This window comes from Methanobrevibacter olleyae (genome assembly GCF_900114585.1).
GTDB lineage: Archaea > Methanobacteriota > Methanobacteria > Methanobacteriales > Methanobacteriaceae > Methanobrevibacter > Methanobrevibacter olleyae.
In genome coordinates this window covers 1-18,355 of record NZ_FOTL01000039.1, presented here as the reverse complement: position 1 = coordinate 18,355, position 18,355 = coordinate 1, and the positions used below count along the sequence as shown (strand labels likewise).

16 protein-coding genes, 1 tRNA gene and 1 pseudogene are annotated in these 18,355 nt (G+C 26.8%); 5 read left to right on the top strand and 13 right to left on the bottom strand.

Translation table 11 applies throughout. The features are described 5' to 3' along the window. The 3 genes and pseudogenes from BM020_RS08780 to BM020_RS08770 form a co-directional block, all read left to right on the top strand. Nucleotides 1-337 (top strand): annotated as a pseudogene (locus BM020_RS08780) (DDE-type integrase/transposase/recombinase); the annotation flags it as partial. A 71-nt stretch (nucleotides 338-408) separates the two neighbouring features. Next, nucleotides 409-1,452 carry an aldo/keto reductase gene (locus BM020_RS08775; protein WP_067148097.1) on the top strand — a complete coding sequence of 348 codons (1,044 nt, stop codon included), beginning with the start codon at nucleotides 409-411 and terminating at the stop codon, nucleotides 1,450-1,452. Nucleotides 1,453-1,639: 187 nt separating this feature from the next. Further along, the gene (locus tag BM020_RS08770; protein ID WP_067148099.1) at nucleotides 1,640-2,068 is read left to right on the top strand and encodes a peptidylprolyl isomerase; all 429 of its coding nucleotides are present in this window, start codon (nucleotides 1,640-1,642) and stop codon (nucleotides 2,066-2,068) included. Nucleotides 2,069-2,308: 240 nt separating this feature from the next. Here BM020_RS08770 and BM020_RS09495 read toward each other — a convergent pair whose 3' ends face one another. From BM020_RS09495 to BM020_RS08755, 4 genes are all read right to left on the bottom strand, one after another. Next, nucleotides 2,309-2,446, bottom strand: a complete 138-nt coding sequence (locus BM020_RS09495) for an IS1 family transposase (RefSeq protein WP_143743990.1) — start codon at nucleotides 2,444-2,446, stop codon at nucleotides 2,309-2,311. Between the two features lie 73 nt (nucleotides 2,447-2,519). Beyond that, the gene (locus tag BM020_RS08765; RefSeq protein ID WP_074798897.1) at nucleotides 2,520-3,911 is read right to left on the bottom strand and encodes an MFS transporter; all 1,392 of its coding nucleotides are present in this window, start codon (nucleotides 3,909-3,911) and stop codon (nucleotides 2,520-2,522) included. Nucleotides 3,912-4,107: 196 nt separating this feature from the next. Next, nucleotides 4,108-5,499 (bottom strand): MFS transporter, encoded by a 1,392-nt coding sequence (locus BM020_RS08760; protein ID WP_074798896.1) that lies wholly within the window; start codon nucleotides 5,497-5,499, stop codon nucleotides 4,108-4,110. 78 nt (nucleotides 5,500-5,577) lie between these two features. After that, nucleotides 5,578-6,027 carry a MarR family winged helix-turn-helix transcriptional regulator gene (locus BM020_RS08755; protein ID WP_082762179.1) on the bottom strand — a complete coding sequence of 150 codons (450 nt, stop codon included), beginning with the start codon at nucleotides 6,025-6,027 and terminating at the stop codon, nucleotides 5,578-5,580. Nucleotides 6,028-6,247: 220 nt separating this feature from the next. On the opposite strand from BM020_RS08755, the gene dtd reads away from it, so the two are divergent. Next, nucleotides 6,248-6,691, top strand: a complete 444-nt coding sequence (dtd, locus tag BM020_RS08750) for a D-aminoacyl-tRNA deacylase (protein WP_067148105.1) — start codon at nucleotides 6,248-6,250, stop codon at nucleotides 6,689-6,691. A 197-nt stretch (nucleotides 6,692-6,888) separates the two neighbouring features. Here the strand turns inward: dtd and BM020_RS09365 are convergent, their stop codons facing one another. The 3 genes from BM020_RS09365 to hisF form a co-directional block, all read right to left on the bottom strand. Continuing rightward, on the bottom strand, nucleotides 6,889-8,202 hold the full coding sequence (locus BM020_RS09365; protein ID WP_083405398.1) for a M14 family metallopeptidase: 1,314 nt from the start codon (nucleotides 8,200-8,202) through the stop codon (nucleotides 6,889-6,891). Between the two features lie 68 nt (nucleotides 8,203-8,270). Then, on the bottom strand, nucleotides 8,271-9,347 hold the full coding sequence (locus tag BM020_RS08740; protein WP_067148108.1) for a DNA glycosylase: 1,077 nt from the start codon (nucleotides 9,345-9,347) through the stop codon (nucleotides 8,271-8,273). Between the two features lie 14 nt (nucleotides 9,348-9,361). Then, complete coding sequence (gene hisF / locus BM020_RS08735) at nucleotides 9,362-10,195, bottom strand: imidazole glycerol phosphate synthase subunit HisF (RefSeq protein WP_067148111.1); 834 nt, start codon at nucleotides 10,193-10,195, stop codon at nucleotides 9,362-9,364. A gap of 513 nt (nucleotides 10,196-10,708) precedes the next feature. On the opposite strand from hisF, the gene BM020_RS08730 reads away from it, so the two are divergent. Next, nucleotides 10,709-10,782: transfer RNA gene (locus BM020_RS08730), tRNA-Arg, on the top strand. 71 nt (nucleotides 10,783-10,853) lie between these two features. On the opposite strand, the gene BM020_RS09665 is transcribed toward BM020_RS08730, so the two are convergent. The 6 genes from BM020_RS09665 to BM020_RS08705 form a co-directional block, all read right to left on the bottom strand. Beyond that, complete coding sequence (locus tag BM020_RS09665) at nucleotides 10,854-11,021, bottom strand: hypothetical protein (protein ID WP_158499605.1); 168 nt, start codon at nucleotides 11,019-11,021, stop codon at nucleotides 10,854-10,856. Between the two features lie 39 nt (nucleotides 11,022-11,060). After that, nucleotides 11,061-11,756 carry a M48 family metallopeptidase gene (locus tag BM020_RS08725; protein ID WP_067148114.1) on the bottom strand — a complete coding sequence of 232 codons (696 nt, stop codon included), beginning with the start codon at nucleotides 11,754-11,756 and terminating at the stop codon, nucleotides 11,061-11,063. A 171-nt stretch (nucleotides 11,757-11,927) separates the two neighbouring features. Continuing rightward, nucleotides 11,928-13,889, bottom strand: coding sequence for a helicase C-terminal domain-containing protein (locus BM020_RS08720; RefSeq protein WP_067148117.1), 1,962 nt, complete (start codon nucleotides 13,887-13,889; stop codon nucleotides 11,928-11,930). A 746-nt stretch (nucleotides 13,890-14,635) separates the two neighbouring features. Next, a complete protein-coding gene (locus BM020_RS08715; protein WP_067148119.1) occupies nucleotides 14,636-15,037 on the bottom strand; it encodes a hydrogenase iron-sulfur subunit in 402 nt (133 codons plus the stop codon). Nucleotides 15,038-15,046: 9 nt separating this feature from the next. Beyond that, complete coding sequence (locus BM020_RS08710; RefSeq protein ID WP_074798895.1) at nucleotides 15,047-16,204, bottom strand: Coenzyme F420 hydrogenase/dehydrogenase, beta subunit C-terminal domain; 1,158 nt, start codon at nucleotides 16,202-16,204, stop codon at nucleotides 15,047-15,049. A gap of 21 nt (nucleotides 16,205-16,225) precedes the next feature. Next, nucleotides 16,226-17,308: a molybdopterin-dependent oxidoreductase gene (locus BM020_RS08705; protein ID WP_074798894.1), complete on the bottom strand. Its 1,083-nt coding sequence runs from the start codon at nucleotides 17,306-17,308 to the stop codon at nucleotides 16,226-16,228. Between the last annotated feature and the right edge of the window lie 1,047 nt (nucleotides 17,309-18,355).

The window sequence follows — 18,355 nt, the reverse complement described above, 5'->3', positions numbered from 1 at the left end:
AAAAATGATTAAAGATTTATTTGATTTAAATGATTATTATGAAGCTGAAAAAGAATTACAAGGTTTAATTTATCGTAAAAATGAATTTCATAATGTTATTTATGAAATTATAAGAAAATTTATTGTTTCTAGGTATAAAAGCTTTATTTATCATTTAAAAGATAAGAAAATTGAGAGAACAACTAATAAGCTTGAAAATGCTTTTCAAAAAACTATGCCTAAATCAAGAAAAAGAACTTTTAAGACTATTCGTGGTGTTTTAAAGAGAATTTATCCCGGAGATTTGATTTGGAATGAAAATCGAAAACTTAATCAAGTTCATCAACAAAGTTTTTGAAAGAGCCTGTTTTGTGATTAGATTAAAAAAATTATTAATTTTAATATATGATTTAGATATTTGGTGTAAAGATGGCTAAAATGATTCTTGGTAAAACCGGTCTTAAAATAGAGAAAAATGGTTTTGGAGCACTACCTATTCAAAGAGTAAGTTTTGATGAAAGTGCTGAAATATTTAGAAAGGCTTATAATAATGGGATAAATTTTTTTGATACTGCAAGAGCATATACAGATAGTGAAGAAAAATTAAACTATGCTTTTAAAGGCTTTAGTGAAGAATATCCGAGAGAAAGTATTATAATAGCTACTAAAACTCAAGGTGAAGATAGAAAGACAATAGAAAAAGACATCAAAACCAGCCTTGATAATCTTGGAACTGATTATATCGATCTTTATCAAATCCACAATCCTTCATTCTGTCCAACTGAAGGAGATGGAAGTGGAGCTTATGATGCATTATTTAACCTTTATGATGAAGGAATCATAAGACATATCGGTTTTACATCCCACAAAGTGGAACTTGCAGAAGAAGCTATTAATAGTGGATTATATGAAACAATCCAATTCCCCTTCTCTTATCTTACAGGTCAAAAAGAATTAGCTATTGTTGAAAATGCAAGAGCAAATAATATAGGTTTTATTGCAATGAAAGCAATGAGTGGAGGATTAATAGGAAGTTCTAAAGCGGCTTATACATATATTAATAGCTTTGATAATGTAGTTCCTATTTGGGGAGTTCAAAGAATCTCTGAACTTGATGAATTCTTATCTTATATGAAAGAAAACCCTAAGCTTGATAAAGAATTAGAGAATATAATTAAAAAAGAAAGGGAAGAGTTACAAGGTGATTTCTGTAGAGGTTGTGGATACTGTATGCCATGCCCTGAAGAGATTCAAATATTCCAATGTGCAAGAATGTCTTTATGGATTAGAAGATTCCCATCAGAGCCTAATTTAACCCCAGAATCTCAAGAAATGATGAAAAAGATAGAAGATTGCACAGAATGCAGACAATGTGTAAGTAGATGCCCCTATGAATTAGACATTCCAGAATTATTAAAGAAAAATTATGAAGATTACAAAAAGATTTTATCTGTTGAGGTAAAAGTGGATTAATAAAAATAAATAATAAAAAATCATAATTACTCATTATTCAATTTGATAAAATCAAAACTAAAAACCACCCAATATTCAATTTGATAAAATCAAGACTATTAAAATAATTTAAATATTAGATAAAATAAATTATAAATAGTTATTTATGCAACAAATGTTGTTTAATAAAAAACTAAAATGTGATATAATGAAAAAAGCAATTATTGAAACTGAAAAAGGAGATATTGTATTAGAATTATTCCCTAATGAAGCTCCTGGAACTGTAGCAAACTTTGAAAAATTAGCTAACAGTGGATTTTATGATGGTTTAACTTTCCACAGAGTAATTCCTAACTTTGTTATCCAAGGTGGATGTCCTGTTGGTAATGGTACCGGTGGACCTGGTTGGACTATTAAATGTGAAACTGAAGGAAACCCTCATAAACATGGAACAGGAGCATTATCTATGGCTCATGCAGGTAAAGATACTGGTGGAAGCCAATTCTTTATTACCCACAGCCCACAACCTCACTTAGATGGTGTTCACACTGTATTTGGACAAGTTATTGAAGGTATGGATGTTGTAAATGCAATCCGTGCTGAAGATAAAATGTTAAAAGTTACTATTCAAGGCTAGATATACAATTAAAGCAGTTTTTAACTGCTATTCTTTTTCTTTTTAAAAAAACATTTATTAAATTTTCTATTTTTATAAATTAAGCTCTTTTTAAAAATATAATATTAAAAATATTTAAGAAATAAAATTTATAAAAATTAGATTAAAAAAATAAAAAATCCATTTAATTAAATGATAAAAAAATAAAAAATAGGAAATTAAAATGAAAAAATTAAAAATAGAAAAAAGTTAAAAAATGGATTATAATTCACCATTTTCTATTTCTACTAATTCAAGATCATCTGGGTTTCTAATTGTATAACCACATTCATGACACTTATAATTGTTTGGGTTAATCTCTTCAAGAGCTTCAGAACCACATATTGGACATCTTGCCATTATATCCCCCTCCTTTAATAATTAATTATGATTTATAAATAACTATTTAAATAATTTTCTAAAAAACAGAAAATTAGCTAGGTCTTTCTGTATTAAATTTGTCTTTAGATTTTACACCTACTAAAGAAGCAAATATAGCAAGGATACATGCCACTGTAGAAATTCCACAAATAATTTGAGATGAATGAACAATCATACTTGCATATTTAGGTGCAAGTTCTAAGCTTCCCATAATCCAAGCAAATACAAGGGTAAGAAGCCCTAAGCTCATAGTTTGACCAATTGTTCTCATAGTTGCTTGAGAAGCAGATGCTGTAGGTGCATCTTTTGGCGGAACGGAACTCATAATTGCATTCATATTTGGAGAGGAGAATAATCCCATACCAATACCTTGTAAAATCATAGCTAAAATTACAAAGTAAAGTGGAGTATCCTCATTTAAGAATGTAAGTATTAAAAGTGCTACAGTTGCAATTGCCATACCTAAAGCTGCTAGTTTTTGAGGATGTATCTTATCTGAAAGTTTACCAGCATTGGGAGCCATAATTGCCATAATAATTGGAGTGATAATTAAGATCATACCAGATATTTGAGCATCCCATCCTCTTACATATTGGAAGTGGTAATTTAGAATTGTTGTAACTACCATAACTGCAATATAACTACATAAGGCAGCAATATTAGAGGAAGTGAATTTCTTATTTTTAAATAATTTCATATTAAATACAGGTGATTTTTGTCTAAGTTCATAAGCTCCAAATACAACTAATATAATTAGTCCAATAATAGTTAAAATTATACCATTACTATTTGTTAATGTTGTAAATCCATAAATAAAGAGTAAAATACCTATTCCATATAAAATAGAACCTATTGTATCGATTTTATCTTTTTCATAGGTTTTCCATTCTCCAGGTATTTTAAATGCCATAAGTGCAACACAAAGTACTAAAAATGGAATTATAAAGTAAAACATTGACCTCCAGCCTAAATTATGTACTAAAAATCCACAAATTACAGGAGATAATGATGTTGCCAAATAAACACCAGTTACAGTAAATCCTAAAGCCTTACCTCTATTTTGAGGTTTAACAGCTTGTACAACCATAGCCATTGCAGAAACATTTAAAAATGCTACACCTGCACCTTGAAGCATACGGAATATTAAAAATGATTCTGTTGAAAATGAAAGTACAGCACCTATTGAAGCAAATAAATACAGAAGTATTCCTCCAAGTAAAGACTTTTTAACACCAAATTTACCAGATATTTGTCCTGCAGGAACTGTAAATACAGCAACCACAAGGAAAAATATAGTAGGAACCCAATTTTGAATAACATTATTCATTGCAAACTCTTGTGCAATAGCTGGAACTCCTATAATAATTCCGTTTGATAAAAATATAGCGAAAAATGATGTAATAAATGATACCGCTATTACAATTGTTTCTAAATCAAATTTCATAACAATCCCTCCTAAATAATAATTATAAGTTTTTTAATTTAAAAATAAATAATAATTCTCACCTAAACTTTTCAAATTATTTAATTTAAAAATAAATAATAATTTCCACATAAACTTTTAAATCACACTAATTTAAAAATAAATAATAATTTCCACATAAACTTTTAAATCGCTCTAATTTAAAAATAAATAATGATTAACTTGCATTTTTTATATTGAATTCATCCGTAGATTTTATACCTACTAAAGAAGCAAAAATTGCAACTATACATATGATTGTACAAATTATACAAACTAATTGAGAACTTTGAACAATCATACCAGCATATTGAGAAGAAAGTTTTAAACTACCCATAATCCAAGCAAATACAAGGGTGAGCAAGCCTAAACTCATAGTTTGACCAATCGTTCTCATAGCAGATTGTGCTGCAGAAGCATTTGGAGTCTCCTTTGGAGGAACAGAACTCATAATAGCATTTGTATTAGGTGTTGTAAATAGTCCCATACCAATACCTTGTAAAATCATAGCTATAATTATAAGATAAATCTGAGTATTTGAATCTAAGAAAATTAAAATTAAAAGTGTTAGAGTTGCAATAGCCATTCCAATAGCTGCTAGTTTTTGAGGATGAATTTTATCAGATAATATTCCTGCATTCGGAGCCATAAATGCCATAATAATAGGAGTAGTTATTAACATTAGTCCAGAGATTTGAGCATCCCATCCTCTAACATATTGGAAATGATAATTTAAAATGGTAGTAGTTGCTGCTATTGCAAGATAACTACATAAAGCTGCAATATTAGAAGATGTGAACTTCATATTTTTAAATAAATTCATATTAAATCCAGGACTTTCTACTTTAATTTCATAATATCCAAAGATAATTAATAGAACTAGACCTATTACTATACAAACTATGCCAATGGTATTGATTAAATTTGTAAATCCATAAATGAATAATAAAATCCCCACTCCATAAAAAACATAACCTAATGTGTCAATTTTATCTTTTTCATAGGTTTTCCACTCCTCAGGAATTTTCCAAATCATGAGAGCAATACAAAGTACCAAAAATGGAATTACAAAGTAAAACATTGCCCTCCAACCTAAATTATGTACTAAAAATCCACAAAATACCGGAGATATGGAACCTGCTAAATAGATACCAGTAACTGTAAATCCTAAAGCCTTACCTCTATTTTGAGGTTTGACAGCTTGTACAACCATAGCCATTGCAGAAACATTTAAAAATGCCATACCTATACCTTGTATTACTCTAAAAATTAAAAATGATTCAGTTGAAAAAGATAAGCAAGCAGCAATTGAAGCAAATAAAAATATTAAAACCCCTATTATTAATGATTTTTTAACACCATATTTACCTGATATTTGTCCTGCAGGAAGTGTAAATACCGCTACAACAAGTAAAGCTATAGTAGGTATCCAATTTTGAATAACATTGTTCATTCCAAATTCACTTGCAATAGCTGGAACCCCTAAAACTATACCTGCAGATAAAAATACTGCAAAAAATGATGTAATAAATGATACAAGAACTACAGATGTTTCTAAGTCTAATTTCATATTATCACTTTATTAAAATTATAAACCACCATTAATTTAATAGATTAGATTATAATATTAAGCTATTTAACAATGAAATTATAAATCTTCTACTAAATTCATTCCATTAATAGCAATTTCTTTAATTCTTTCAATTAATAGTTTATCTTCTTCTGTTATTCCTACTTCTTTTTCCCAGTCCCTTGATATCTGTCTAACTTTAGGAACTAATTCATCACCTTTAGAAGTAGTTTTTAACATGTATTTTCTTCTATTTTCTGGATTAATTTCTCTTTTAATAAATCCTTCATCTTCTAATTTTTTTAAAGATTTAGCAATATTACCTTTACTTTGACCAGACATAGTTACTAAATCATCTTGTGAAATATTTGGATTATCATAAATCATCATAATATATCTTACTTCATGACCTAAATCAAATTCAGAGATTTTTGATTTTAAGTATTTAAATTGATTTTTAGATAAATTATGAATCCATGCAATTAAAGGAGAATTATCCCATAAACCTTGAAAATTTTCACCATCCATAATTTCACCATTAATAAATTATAAAAAATTTCTAGATAATTATTAATAAGTAGGTAATAATATATAATTGTTTCTTTTGAAACAGTTACAAATAAAACAAATATTAAAAAATTAAAACCAAACATAAAATTAAATAAATTAAATAAATTAAATAAAACCAAGTATTTAACTTATAAAAATTAAATTAAATATTACAGACAGAAAAAAGATGATGGTAAATATGAAATTAGTCATTCAAAGAGTAACAAATGCTAGTGTAGAAGTTGAAGGAGAAATCACAGGTCAAATTGAAGAAGGATTAATGGTTTTAGTAGGTTTTGGTCAAAGCGACACAGAAAAAGAAGCTGATTACTTAGCAGGAAAACTTAAAAAACTTAGAATATTCCCTGATGAGGAAGGTAGAATGAATCTTTCTGTTCAAGATATAGGTGGAAAGCTTCTCCTTGTTCCCCAATTTACATTATATGGAAAAACTAAAAAGAATAGACCATCTTTCCATAAAGCATTAGCTCAAAATGAAGCAGCAAAGTTATTTGATTATTTTCTTGAAAAATGTAGGGAAGATGTAGAATGCGAAGCTGGAGTATTTGGAGCATTTATGAAAGTAAGTTTATTAAATAATGGTCCTGTAACAATCTTACTTGAAAAAGAGTTTGATGAATAAAAAAACCCATTATCAATTTTTTAAAAAAATATTTTAAAATAGAAAAAATAGTAAAGTAAGGCCATATAACCTATTAAAAATAGTAAAATAAGACCATTATACCCTGTTAAAAATAGTAAAGTAAGGCCATATAACCTATTAAAAATAGTAAAATAAGACCATTATGCCCTATTAAAAATAAATTATTAAAAGGATAATTAAATAACAGAATTATATTTTAAAAGTGTTTTCATCATCAATAATGATTTTGAAACAGATCCTGATTTAATTTTACCATGAGGACTAATAACTTCACAACTAACTGCAGGAATTCCCTTCATACTTACAACATCTTCCAAAGCACCAGGATACTCTACTCCTGCTTTTTTATAAATTATACATTTAACTTTAGCCTTTTTAGAAATATACTTTGCTAGAGTTGCACTTTTTTTAGTAGGTCTATAAGTACCCATAACTACATTTTTACCAGGTTTTCCACCAGGTCTTGTAGAGTGAAAATCGCCATAAGCATTAGATTTAAGTTTTTTAATCAATTTAACAGTTTTATAAGAAATGGTTCCTTTTTTATTAGCTAATTTATTTAAGCGAATTCCTTTATAATTTCTAACATTAGCTGCAGTGCCTTTAGGATTCATAAAAGGCATTATATAAATAGTCCCTTTAATTGAATGAGTTTCTAAATACTTTATTAATTTCAATGAAGCTATTTGAGAAGGTATTTCATTTCCATGAACACCTGATGTAATAAATACTACTTTTCCATTACCTCCTTTAAATTTAATTATAGGAGTTCCAAACTTAGCAGCTTTAATAATCTTTTTTACAAGTGTAGATTTTAAAACATTTGATTTAATCTTTTTATTTTTTAATACATTAGCTCCTGAGTTCCATTTATAAGTAGTTATTTTATAATAGTTCTTTACAGTGTATCTATTTTTTCCAGAAATATCACTTGCATAATAATAAATTGTATATTTCCCTGCATTGTAATTAAGATTAATAGAACTAATTCCATTTACATTAGTATAAACTTTATAAGTTTTAGAAGACACTTTAAAAGTAACTAATGTATGACTTATAGCTTTTCCTTCTTTATTTAAAACTTTTAGAGAAAATTTAACTTTTTTACCATAAGTAGATACTATATTCTTTGTAGATGTAAACTTAAAAGGAACATTTGAAGTATTAATATTTGAATTAGTAGTTGTAGTATCAATAGCTGTGCTATTAGTAGTTGTGCTATTAATAGTTGTAATATTAGTAGAACTATGTGATACAGAAATACTATTAGAATCACTAAAATTCTTAGAATCATTATCATCAAGATCATTAGAAGTATCGTCACCCATATTATCGTTAGGTTCATCAGAAGTAGTTACTGATTGTTTTTCACTAAAAACCCCAATTTCTGTATTAGAATCATCTGAAACAATTTCTTCAGCACTAACTGTAGCCAATAATAAAAATAAACTAATTACCAATAATACTAATACTAAAAATCTTTTTTTCATAACAAAACCCTAATATTTATAAAGTTGCTATCCATTAATTTTATCTATTAAATCAAATTCTAAAAATATTATTTCTTAATTTTATCCATTAATCCGGACTTACGTGCATAATGGAATAAGTAAAGTTGAGCATAACCTGCATAATCACCAAAATGTTCCATACCAAATTCCCTTGTTTTATCAGCTGAAATCTCTTCACCATCAAAGTATAAATGAGATATGATTCTTTTTATCCAAACATCAGATGGAAAAGCTTCTTCATAATCAAAGCCATATAATAAAATACAATCAGCTACCTTTGGACCTACACCAGGTATTTTTAAAATTAAATCAAATGCCTCATCATAATCCATATTAAAAATATCACTTATATTAACCTCATTATCAAGAATCATTTTACTTGCCTTTTTCATATAAGAAGCTCTATAACCTACACCACATGATTTTAAATTATGAGTATAACAATCAATCTCATAACTATGTCCATCTGCATCTGCCTCTTCAATAGGAGTTTCATAAAAATCTAAAAACTGATTAGGTTTTGGAAAGCTGTAAAATATTCCAGATTCAAATTCTAACTTTTCTCCCCAATTAGATTTTATTTTATCAATTGATTTTGTCCATCTTGCAATCGAATTATTAGCCGAACAAATTGAAGATATTATACATTCAAAAGGATCTTTTGCAATAAATAGCCTTAATCCATTACAAAAATCTAGAGAAGGAGCTAATTTTTCATCATCTAAGAGGAAATTGTAGAATTTTTCTAAGTCAAAATTTAAATCGTAAATTTTACTTATTTCATCCCTTATTTCTTTTTCAATAATTTTAATTTCATTTTTAGAAAAATTATTAATATCTAGTGAAAATTCTCTTTTATTCACTTTTTTAGGAAACTCATATAGATAAGAAAATTCATTTAAATTAGACTTATCTTGGGATAGCTTTAAAAGAATTGGAAGCTTGCCTAAACTAATAGTTTCATCATTAACTTGGTTGTTAATTGAAGGAACTTTTAAGTAAATCAATTCATCAAACTTATCCATATTCTCTATAGAATTATACTTCCATGGAGCTTGTGAAGTTTGGCCAGATTCTTGAGTTAATTTAAGATTGATTAGTGAATTAAATCGTAAATTAGACATATCACCACTACACACTAAAAAGTCTCCCTAATTCTAACACCATTTTCCTTTAAGTATTTTTTAACTACTGGAATAGGATATTCATTAAAATGGAAAATACTTGCAGCAAGTGCAGCACTTGCATCAGCTATCTCAAAAGCTTCTAAAATATGTTGTGGATTACCTACACCACCTGATGCAATAACTGGAATATCCACATTGTCATTAATCGCCTTTGTAAGTACAAGGTCATAGCCATCTTTTGTTCCATCCCCATCCATAGAAGTGAGTAAAACTTCACCTGCACCTCTATCTTGACATTCTTGAGCCCAAGCTATAGCATCCATACCAGTAAATTCCCTACCACCATAAATACTACAATCAAACCATACTTCACCTTGGTTTGTATCAAAAATATTTTTACCTTGAGCTGCATCCTTGTCTTCTTCTACATATCTCCTTTTAGCATCAATACCAATAACAACTGCTTGAGAACCTACAACCTTAGAAGCATCTGTTAATAATTGAGGGTTGTGAATAGCTGCAGTATTTGTAGAACATTTATCAGCTCCTGCTTTAAGCATGCGAGTATAATCTTCTACTTTTCTTATTCCTCCACCTACACAGATAGGAATAAAAACATTTTCAGTTATTCTTTCGATAACATTTACCATAGTTCCTCTTCGCTCATGTGATGCTGTAATATCTAAGATTACAATCTCATCTGCTCCATCTTCGTAATATTTGCTAGCAAGTTCAACTGGATTTCCAGCATAACGAATTTGTTTAAATTCAACTCCTTTCACTACTCTACCTTCTGGAACTTGTAGGTCACAATCTAAACAAGGAATAATTCTTTTAGTAAGCATGATAATCACAATATAGTATTATTAAATTATTAATAAATTATTATTAAATTATTAATAAATTATTATTAAATTATTAATAAATTATTATTAAATTATTAATAAATTATTATTAAAATTTTTAAATTTAATAAATTAATTAAATTTTTATATTATTTAATTAATATGTTTTAAATTATTAATTATAAAACCAATTGTATTTTTATATTATTTAATTAATATTTTTAACTAAAAATAGAATAATTTTTAGAATAATTTTTTAAAAATAAAATAAAAATTAAAATAAAATAGAAATTAAAATAAAATAGAAATTAAAATAAAATAAAAATTAAAATAAAGTAAAAATTAAAATAAAATAGAAATTAAAATAAAATAAAAATTAAAATAAAATAGAAATTAAACTAAACTTTTAAAAAAGATAATGAATAAATTATAATAATAGGTAATTTTTAATTAAAAATAAAAAAATTAATTAGAATTATTAAAAAATAAATCTACAAAAAACTATTTTTACTTGGGCCTATAGTCTAGCCAGGAATGACGTGGGACTTCGGATCCCAAGGTCGGGGGTTCAAATCCCCCTAGGTCCGTATTTTAAAAAATAGCTATTTCTAAAATAAAAAAGAATTAATTTTAAAATAAAGAAGAAAATGAATACTGTCTATTCAATTAATTCCAAAATTAATTTACCTCCACCAAAATATATTATATCTAATCCATTTTCTGTACATGCAAGTAAAATATCAGCTAAATCTTCATACTTGGCAAGTACACTAGCATCATAATGCTTATCATTGATCTTAATTAGTTCATAACCTAATACTTCCATAATATCACTCCAATATCCCTTTACTAATTTTAAATAAAACTATTCCCCTTCATTTAATAATTTTTTAATCCCTCTCCAATTAGGACAGAAATTATCCATAAGTGCCCTAAATCTTGGGCCATGATTGAATTCAATTAAATGGCATAATTCGTGAATTAAAACATATTCAGTGCAAATTGGCGGTTTTTTAGCTAATTTTAAATTTAAAGTAACTCTTTTATCCTTTCTACAATTACCCCAATTTTTCATATTTCTAATTTTAACTTCATTAGGTTCACATCCAACAAAATATGTGCACTTATCTAAAAAATAGTTTAAGTTTTTATTCATTTCCTCCCTATAAAGTTCTAATAATATCTTTTCTCTTTGTTTTATATTAGACCTTTTAGGAACTGGAAGATAAATTACAGCATCATCTGCATTATAGAAAGCTTTTTTGCTATTTTCATTAGAAATCAACTGAAGAGTGAAGGGTTCTCCCCAAATATAATGAGTTTCTCCATCTTTATATTTTATTTTGGGTTTAGGAGGATTTTCAAGTATTTTTTCTCTTGTATCTTGAATCCAATCAATTCTAGATTTGATAAAATCATTTATTGCATCATCTGATAGATTCTTAGGAGAAGAAACTTTAACAATAGCATCTGGTAAAATACGAAGGTATAAATTCTTTATATCTTTCCTCTCTAAAATTATAGAAATTCCTTCTATTTCAATTTCTTCTCTTATTACCATATTATCACTCAAAACAGGAAAAATAGGATTTTTAAACTAATATAATCTTCAATTATATTAAATCATTAACACCCACAACTTAGTAATAAACTATTACCATCCAAAATCCATCCACAACTTAGAGGAAAAAGTTTTAATCAATGTTTGGATGAAGGTTAAAAAAAGCCTAAGTTAGATGATACGATCATCATTAATAACAATAGCTTCTTTAAAGAACTCTGGAATTAAAGATTTATACAATGGGCTTTTAAGAAGATTCTTTATATCTGAATCAATAATATAAGTTACACAAGAATCATCCTCTGCCCTCATTCCTCTACCATAAGTTTGTACCAATGTCATTGCAGTTTTATAAGCATACCAACGCTGGTCTTTTTTCATTCTCATATTAACCTGTTTATCACCAAGATATGGGAAAGGTATCTTATAAATTATCTGGAATCTGCATTTATCATAAGGTAAATCTACACCTTCACTCATAGAAGGGCTCACAAGTACCAATGGATTTTCATCCTCTTCAAAAAATTTTAAAACCCTTTCTCTATTGTTGGTTCCATGAGCAATTAATCTATTATTGTATAAGTTATTAAGTATATACTGTTGGCATTTATAACTATGAGTATGAATTAATCCTTTTTCTCCTTCATGCCTTTTTAATATTTTCTGCAATATTTCGATAGATTTAGGAGCTGATTGCTTAACCCTATTTTTAGACATTTTTCCAGCTAAATTTAACTCAATTGGTCTTTTTTCAACTGAAAATGGACTATCAACTCGAATATGATAAACATCACGAGGGTCTAAACCTAGCCATTTTGAAAACATTTTATGAGATAAAATAGTTGCACTTAAAAATATGACAACATCTCCATGTTTAAATAAATAATCCTCAGCATAATGATTTACTCTGAGGGGCTTAAAAGACACTCCATTTTCATCAGCATCAATTACCCAATTTCCAGGTTCATCTTCAAGATTAGTTTTAAGTGCTTTTAATTTTGAAATAGTTGAGTTGATTCTATCTGCCTTATTAGTAGGTAAATCTTTCACTTCAATATCTGAATAATGACCCTGAATTGCATCAATTTCCATTATCCATTCGCCCTTCTCCGCACTTTGAAGAGTTTGAGGGCTGATAACTTTTTTAATGTCCTTTTCAAGCTGACGATTATATAAATTAATTTCCATTGTTCTCATTAATTTATCTTCAATATTATGAGCCTCATCAAGAATTAATAAACTTCTTTTGCCAAAGTGTTTTACATAATTCAACTCTAAAATAGCATAGTCATAATTCATTAAAGTGATTGGTGAGTTGATTGCATTTGCCTTTTGTTGCCAATATTTACAATGGTCATTAGTTTGGAAAAATACATCATTACCAAGTGAATCTTGAAAAGCCAAATCTCCAGTAAGTGTAGGATTTTTATTTATGCCATATGGACAGAAAAATTTAGAGGACTTTGGTGCAGTTTTACATGCTCCAATATCACAAGTTACTTCAAACCCATCTTTTAAACAATCAAAGTTTCCTCTACCTTTTACAAGAGGAAAGTCAAATTCATCGGTATACTGTTTTTGAAGTTGTTTTGTCATTGTTAAAATATATGCAGATTCATAGATACGTGCTAAGGTAGAAGCTATTGCAGATTTTCCAGTACCAGTACCTGCTTCTAAAATAATATATTTATAACCTTTTGAAATAGCTTCTTCAATATCTACTATAATCTCTAATTGACCTTCTCTAGGCTGTTCAAAAGGAAAATTTTCTATGATTTGCTCTGGAATATGAGGATATTCTTTTTTTAATCTGTCTATTACCTCTTGAGGCAAGTCATGTTCTGCAATATCATAAACCTCTGCATTAGCAATTTCTAAATCTTCACTAACTGTTATAGGTTTAGTATTTTCATATTTGTAAAGACCTTTTGAAGTATTAGAATTATTTTTTGAAGAATAACTTTTAGATTTATTTAAAAAACTGTTATTGGATTTCTTATTTTTAGAAAATAAGGGCTCATTTTTCTTTTCCTCTTTAACATAAGGTTTTTTAGTTCTATCTGCAATGTATTTCCCACATATGCAATTTTTCTTAAGCATCCCACAATCAGGACAAAATATTGAATCAGACATTACAACTATATTAGAAATAACTTATATAAAAAGCTTTTAGAAAGAGCAGTTGAAAGATAATGTTTATATTAAAAAATTAATTTTAGTCTGTAAAATTGATTTTAGTTATGAAATTATAATCAAATTGCAAAATTACAGTATTTTATAAAAATAAAATGAAAATGAGAAAAATAGAATAATAAAAAATAGGGAAAAATAGATATAAAAATTAAAAAATATTAAAAAAAAAATAATTAGTTAAGAAATAAAAAATAGGGAAAAATATATAAAAAAATAATAACAAGACCTAAGGAAAGTTTTAATAAATTTAATAAATAAATAATTAAATTCCAAGATATGAATTGTTAAGTTAGTAGCTGAAATATTCTCTACTAATTTTTCAATTTGATTAAATAAAAATTAATCATTAGATACTAAATCACATAATACAGTAATTATAACAATTTTATTATTTATGAGCTAAATTAAAATTATTTTACTAACCTTTGATTTGTAGGTCTCATTTTGAGGAGTTATAGTTGAAAAGTAAAAATTTCAAAATGTTTCAACTTAATTTTAAAAACTTAATACAAAATCTTTTTTTTTATTTTTTTATAAATCAACAATCAATTACAATATAAAGAACAAGTTCTTAAAACTTTAAAAAAACTTTTAAGTCATAGATTAATAAGTTTTTTTTATTAAGAATACTAGAAAGTTTTTAAAAGCTAAATCTTTTGAATCTGTTAAAAATTAATTTATGAAAATTAATATTCTAAAGGACCTAACTCAGAGATAGTTTTATAAAATTCTTTCATAGTTCTTTGGAATTTCTCTCCTTCAGAAGCAGAAATCCATTCAAAACGGAACCTTTCTTCATCAATTCCAAATTCTTTAATAATTTCTTTAGTTACTAATGCTCTTCTATTCCATTTATAATTTCCAGCATCATAATGGCAGTCTCCAATATGACAACCACCTACAAATACTCCATCAGCACCTTCTTTAAATGCTTTAAATACCATAGAAGGATTCATTCTACCAGAGCACATAACCCTTATAATTCTGATATTTGATGGGTATTGCATACGAGCGGTACCTGCAGTATCTGCACCACCATAACAACACCAATTACAACAAAAACCTACAATTTTAACATCATTAGACATAAAATTCACCTAATCAAATTGTTCTTTTTTCGGACTGTATAAAGGAGGTTTTTCATCACCAATACCTACTTCATAACCAGTTAAGTCTTCATAAACTCTTTGTAATTTATGATAAATTTTTGATACTGGAATTTCCATAGGACAAACATCTTCACACTGGCCACAGTTAATACAACTAAAGCTCATATGAGATAATCTTACTCCTTGGAATACTAATGGATCAGGTGCTGAGTCAGAACCCTCTTCAAAGTAGTCTTTTTCAAGTTCACATTCATTACACCAACAAATAGGACAAACATCCCTACATGCAAAACAATTAATACATTTATTCCACTGTTCTTTCCATTCATCAGAACTTAAATAATTATCTTCCAATTGAGTTTTTTGGAATTTTTTACCCATATTAATCATGATATTTTCAACTTTTGATCTCATAGCAATAGCTTTCTCAGAAGGATCTTTAGTTTCTATAAACCCTTCATATTTAGCACCGTCGACAATATCTTGACCTTTTTCCGTATTAATTTCAATGAAAGTCCAACCTGGTTCGGAACCCCAATTACCACAAGCTATATCTGCATTACGTGGTATCTTAAGATTACACCTTTGACAGTTATCACGGCGTCCGTAACCTTCTTCTTCTAAATCATCAATTTTAATACCTTTTTCACTTCCGTCATCAAGTTCAATGATAAATTGGCCTTTATCAATTTCCTCTTTAACTACTTTAGTAGGATTAACATCATAAAACTTTTCTATCATTTTTTGTGCAATCTCAGGTATTACAGTACCACCACAATTTAATCCAACTGTGATAATTTTATCTGGATCAATTTTGTGTCTTTTAACAAGTTCGTTAATAGCCTTTGCATCACAAGGTTTCACTGCAACTGCAATTCTCTTATCTGAAAGATATTTAGAAACTAAATCAGCAACCATAGTAGGTGCACAATGTAGTGAACCACAAGTTTCAAGAATTTCACTAGCTTCAGTAACTAATCTAGGGATACCATCATAAACATCTTCACCTTTTGAAAGAGTTAAAACCCCCTCAACAATGTCATTTGCTAATAAATATTGGAAAATAGAACTTACTGCACCACCACAAGCTCCACTTTCAGTTATTGCATTCTCATTACTTTTTGCAAGAACATAATTTTCACTCATAAAATCACCTATAATTTAAAATTAAGTAAGCTTATCAAATATTTCTATTTCACTTAAATTTTCATCATCTGAAATTACTGAGGAAATGAATTCTTGTTTTAAACCCTCTGAATTGATAAAGCTACCAGATTTTTCAGTCCAAGGTTTACCTGGAAGAACTAAATCTGAAAGCCTTGTGAAATCATCTTCAAAATTAGAGATGTTAATTATAAAACTTTTCCCTTTAATATCCTCTTTAGATAAGAAATCTAATAGATTTGTATTAACAGTGATTAGTGCTTTAGAATCTGCAATAAATTTTTTAATTTCTTCTGCATCTAAAGAAGTTAAATATCTCATTGCGCCTTTTATATTAGCTTCTTTATATATAGGAAGGAATTTTGCACCTGTTTTCGCTGCTAATTCTTTTAATGGGTTAAAATAATCTTTATCCTCAATTTTATTAATTAAAATAACAGTCTCACCATCTAATTTATCTTTAATCTCACCCATATCATTAATAAATTCACCAATAGAATCTACTTTGATATGTTCAGAAGAATTTAATGCAGTATTAGATTTTTCAACAGTGTCTACTGAAATAAGAGTACCGCCATTTTCCTTTGAAATGATTACCCTTCTACCAATTAAAGGATTTTCTCTTAAGACATCTCCAATAGCTAAAATAGTCTTTGCATTAGAAATATCATCATAAGATGCTAGTTCCCCATCGAAGTTAGGGAAATTGTATCCATAAAATCCTATTTTATCAGTTCCAAAACTTTCAGCAAATTTTTTAATAACTTCAAATTCTTCAATTGTGTTTTTTCCAGAACAAATAATACAAAGTTCATCGGAATTAATAGAACTTAATTTATCTTTAATGAGATTTATTACAGTCTCATTATCAGATTCGACTAATTCATCATTTTTAACTAATGATGGAGAAATAATTCTCTTTTCAAACTGTTCAACAGAGCCACGACCATTTAAACAATTTTTTCCCTCATTAATAGGATGCCTCTTATAAGGATAAGTTCCTAAAACCTTACCTCCACTTGAAACAATATTTATCCCACAACCAACAGAGCAAGAGGGACAAATAGTATGTTTAATATTTAACATATTACAATCTCCAATAAAATAATAAAACATAGATTAACTACATTTCATCAGTTGACACATTTATAGATAGGACTTTAAACAACGTGATGAATATTTTTAAGACTCACATTCCCCAAAAAGTAAATATAAAGTAATTTATATGGTGAAATATTCAATAAAACATTTAAAATTATATAAATCTCAAAAAAAGTATTTTATAATCTTTAAACACTTTTAAAAAAATATAACACTTAAATTTACACACATCGCCCTATCTAGATAATGATATTTAATTTCTTATTAAAATACTTTTCTATAATTTATCATTATTTTTCATTATGAATATAAATTCTTAATAAAAATTAATCAATTTATTTCTAATATTATAAAATTATAAGATTGGAATAAAATTTAAATAAGAAAAAAATAAATTAATTTGAATTATATACTGTTTCATTAGATAAAAATTGTTCTTTTATTAATAAACAACTTAAAATATTAATAAAAAAATAATAAAAAATAAAGTAATTTTAATAAAAATAGCAAAAATAATAATGATAAATAATGATAAATAATGATAAATTATATCAGACAAAAACAGAAAAATATTATCCAAAATAAGAATAAAAAAATACAAATACTTAAATCAGCTATTAAATATATAGAAAAATAATAGAATTAACAATAAACAAAAAATAAAAGAAAAATAGACACGAAATAAAAAAATATTAATTAAATAGATAAATAAAGAGAAAAGATAGAAAAAATCTCAATAAAAAGAATAAAATAAGAAAACAGGATAGTTAAACCAAGTAAATAGTTAACTAAATTAAAAGAATAAATATAGTTTTAAAAAAAAGGATTTGATATAGAAAAAAATACTAATACACTAAAGAAGCATAATATAAAAAAATAGTATTTAAAAAGTTTAAGAAATATTTTAAAATAATCATAAAAATTAAAATCAAAGCACAAAATAAAATAAAATAAAATAAAATAAAATAAAATAAAATAAAATAAAATAAAATAAAATAAAATAAAATAAAATAAAATAAAATAAAATAAAAT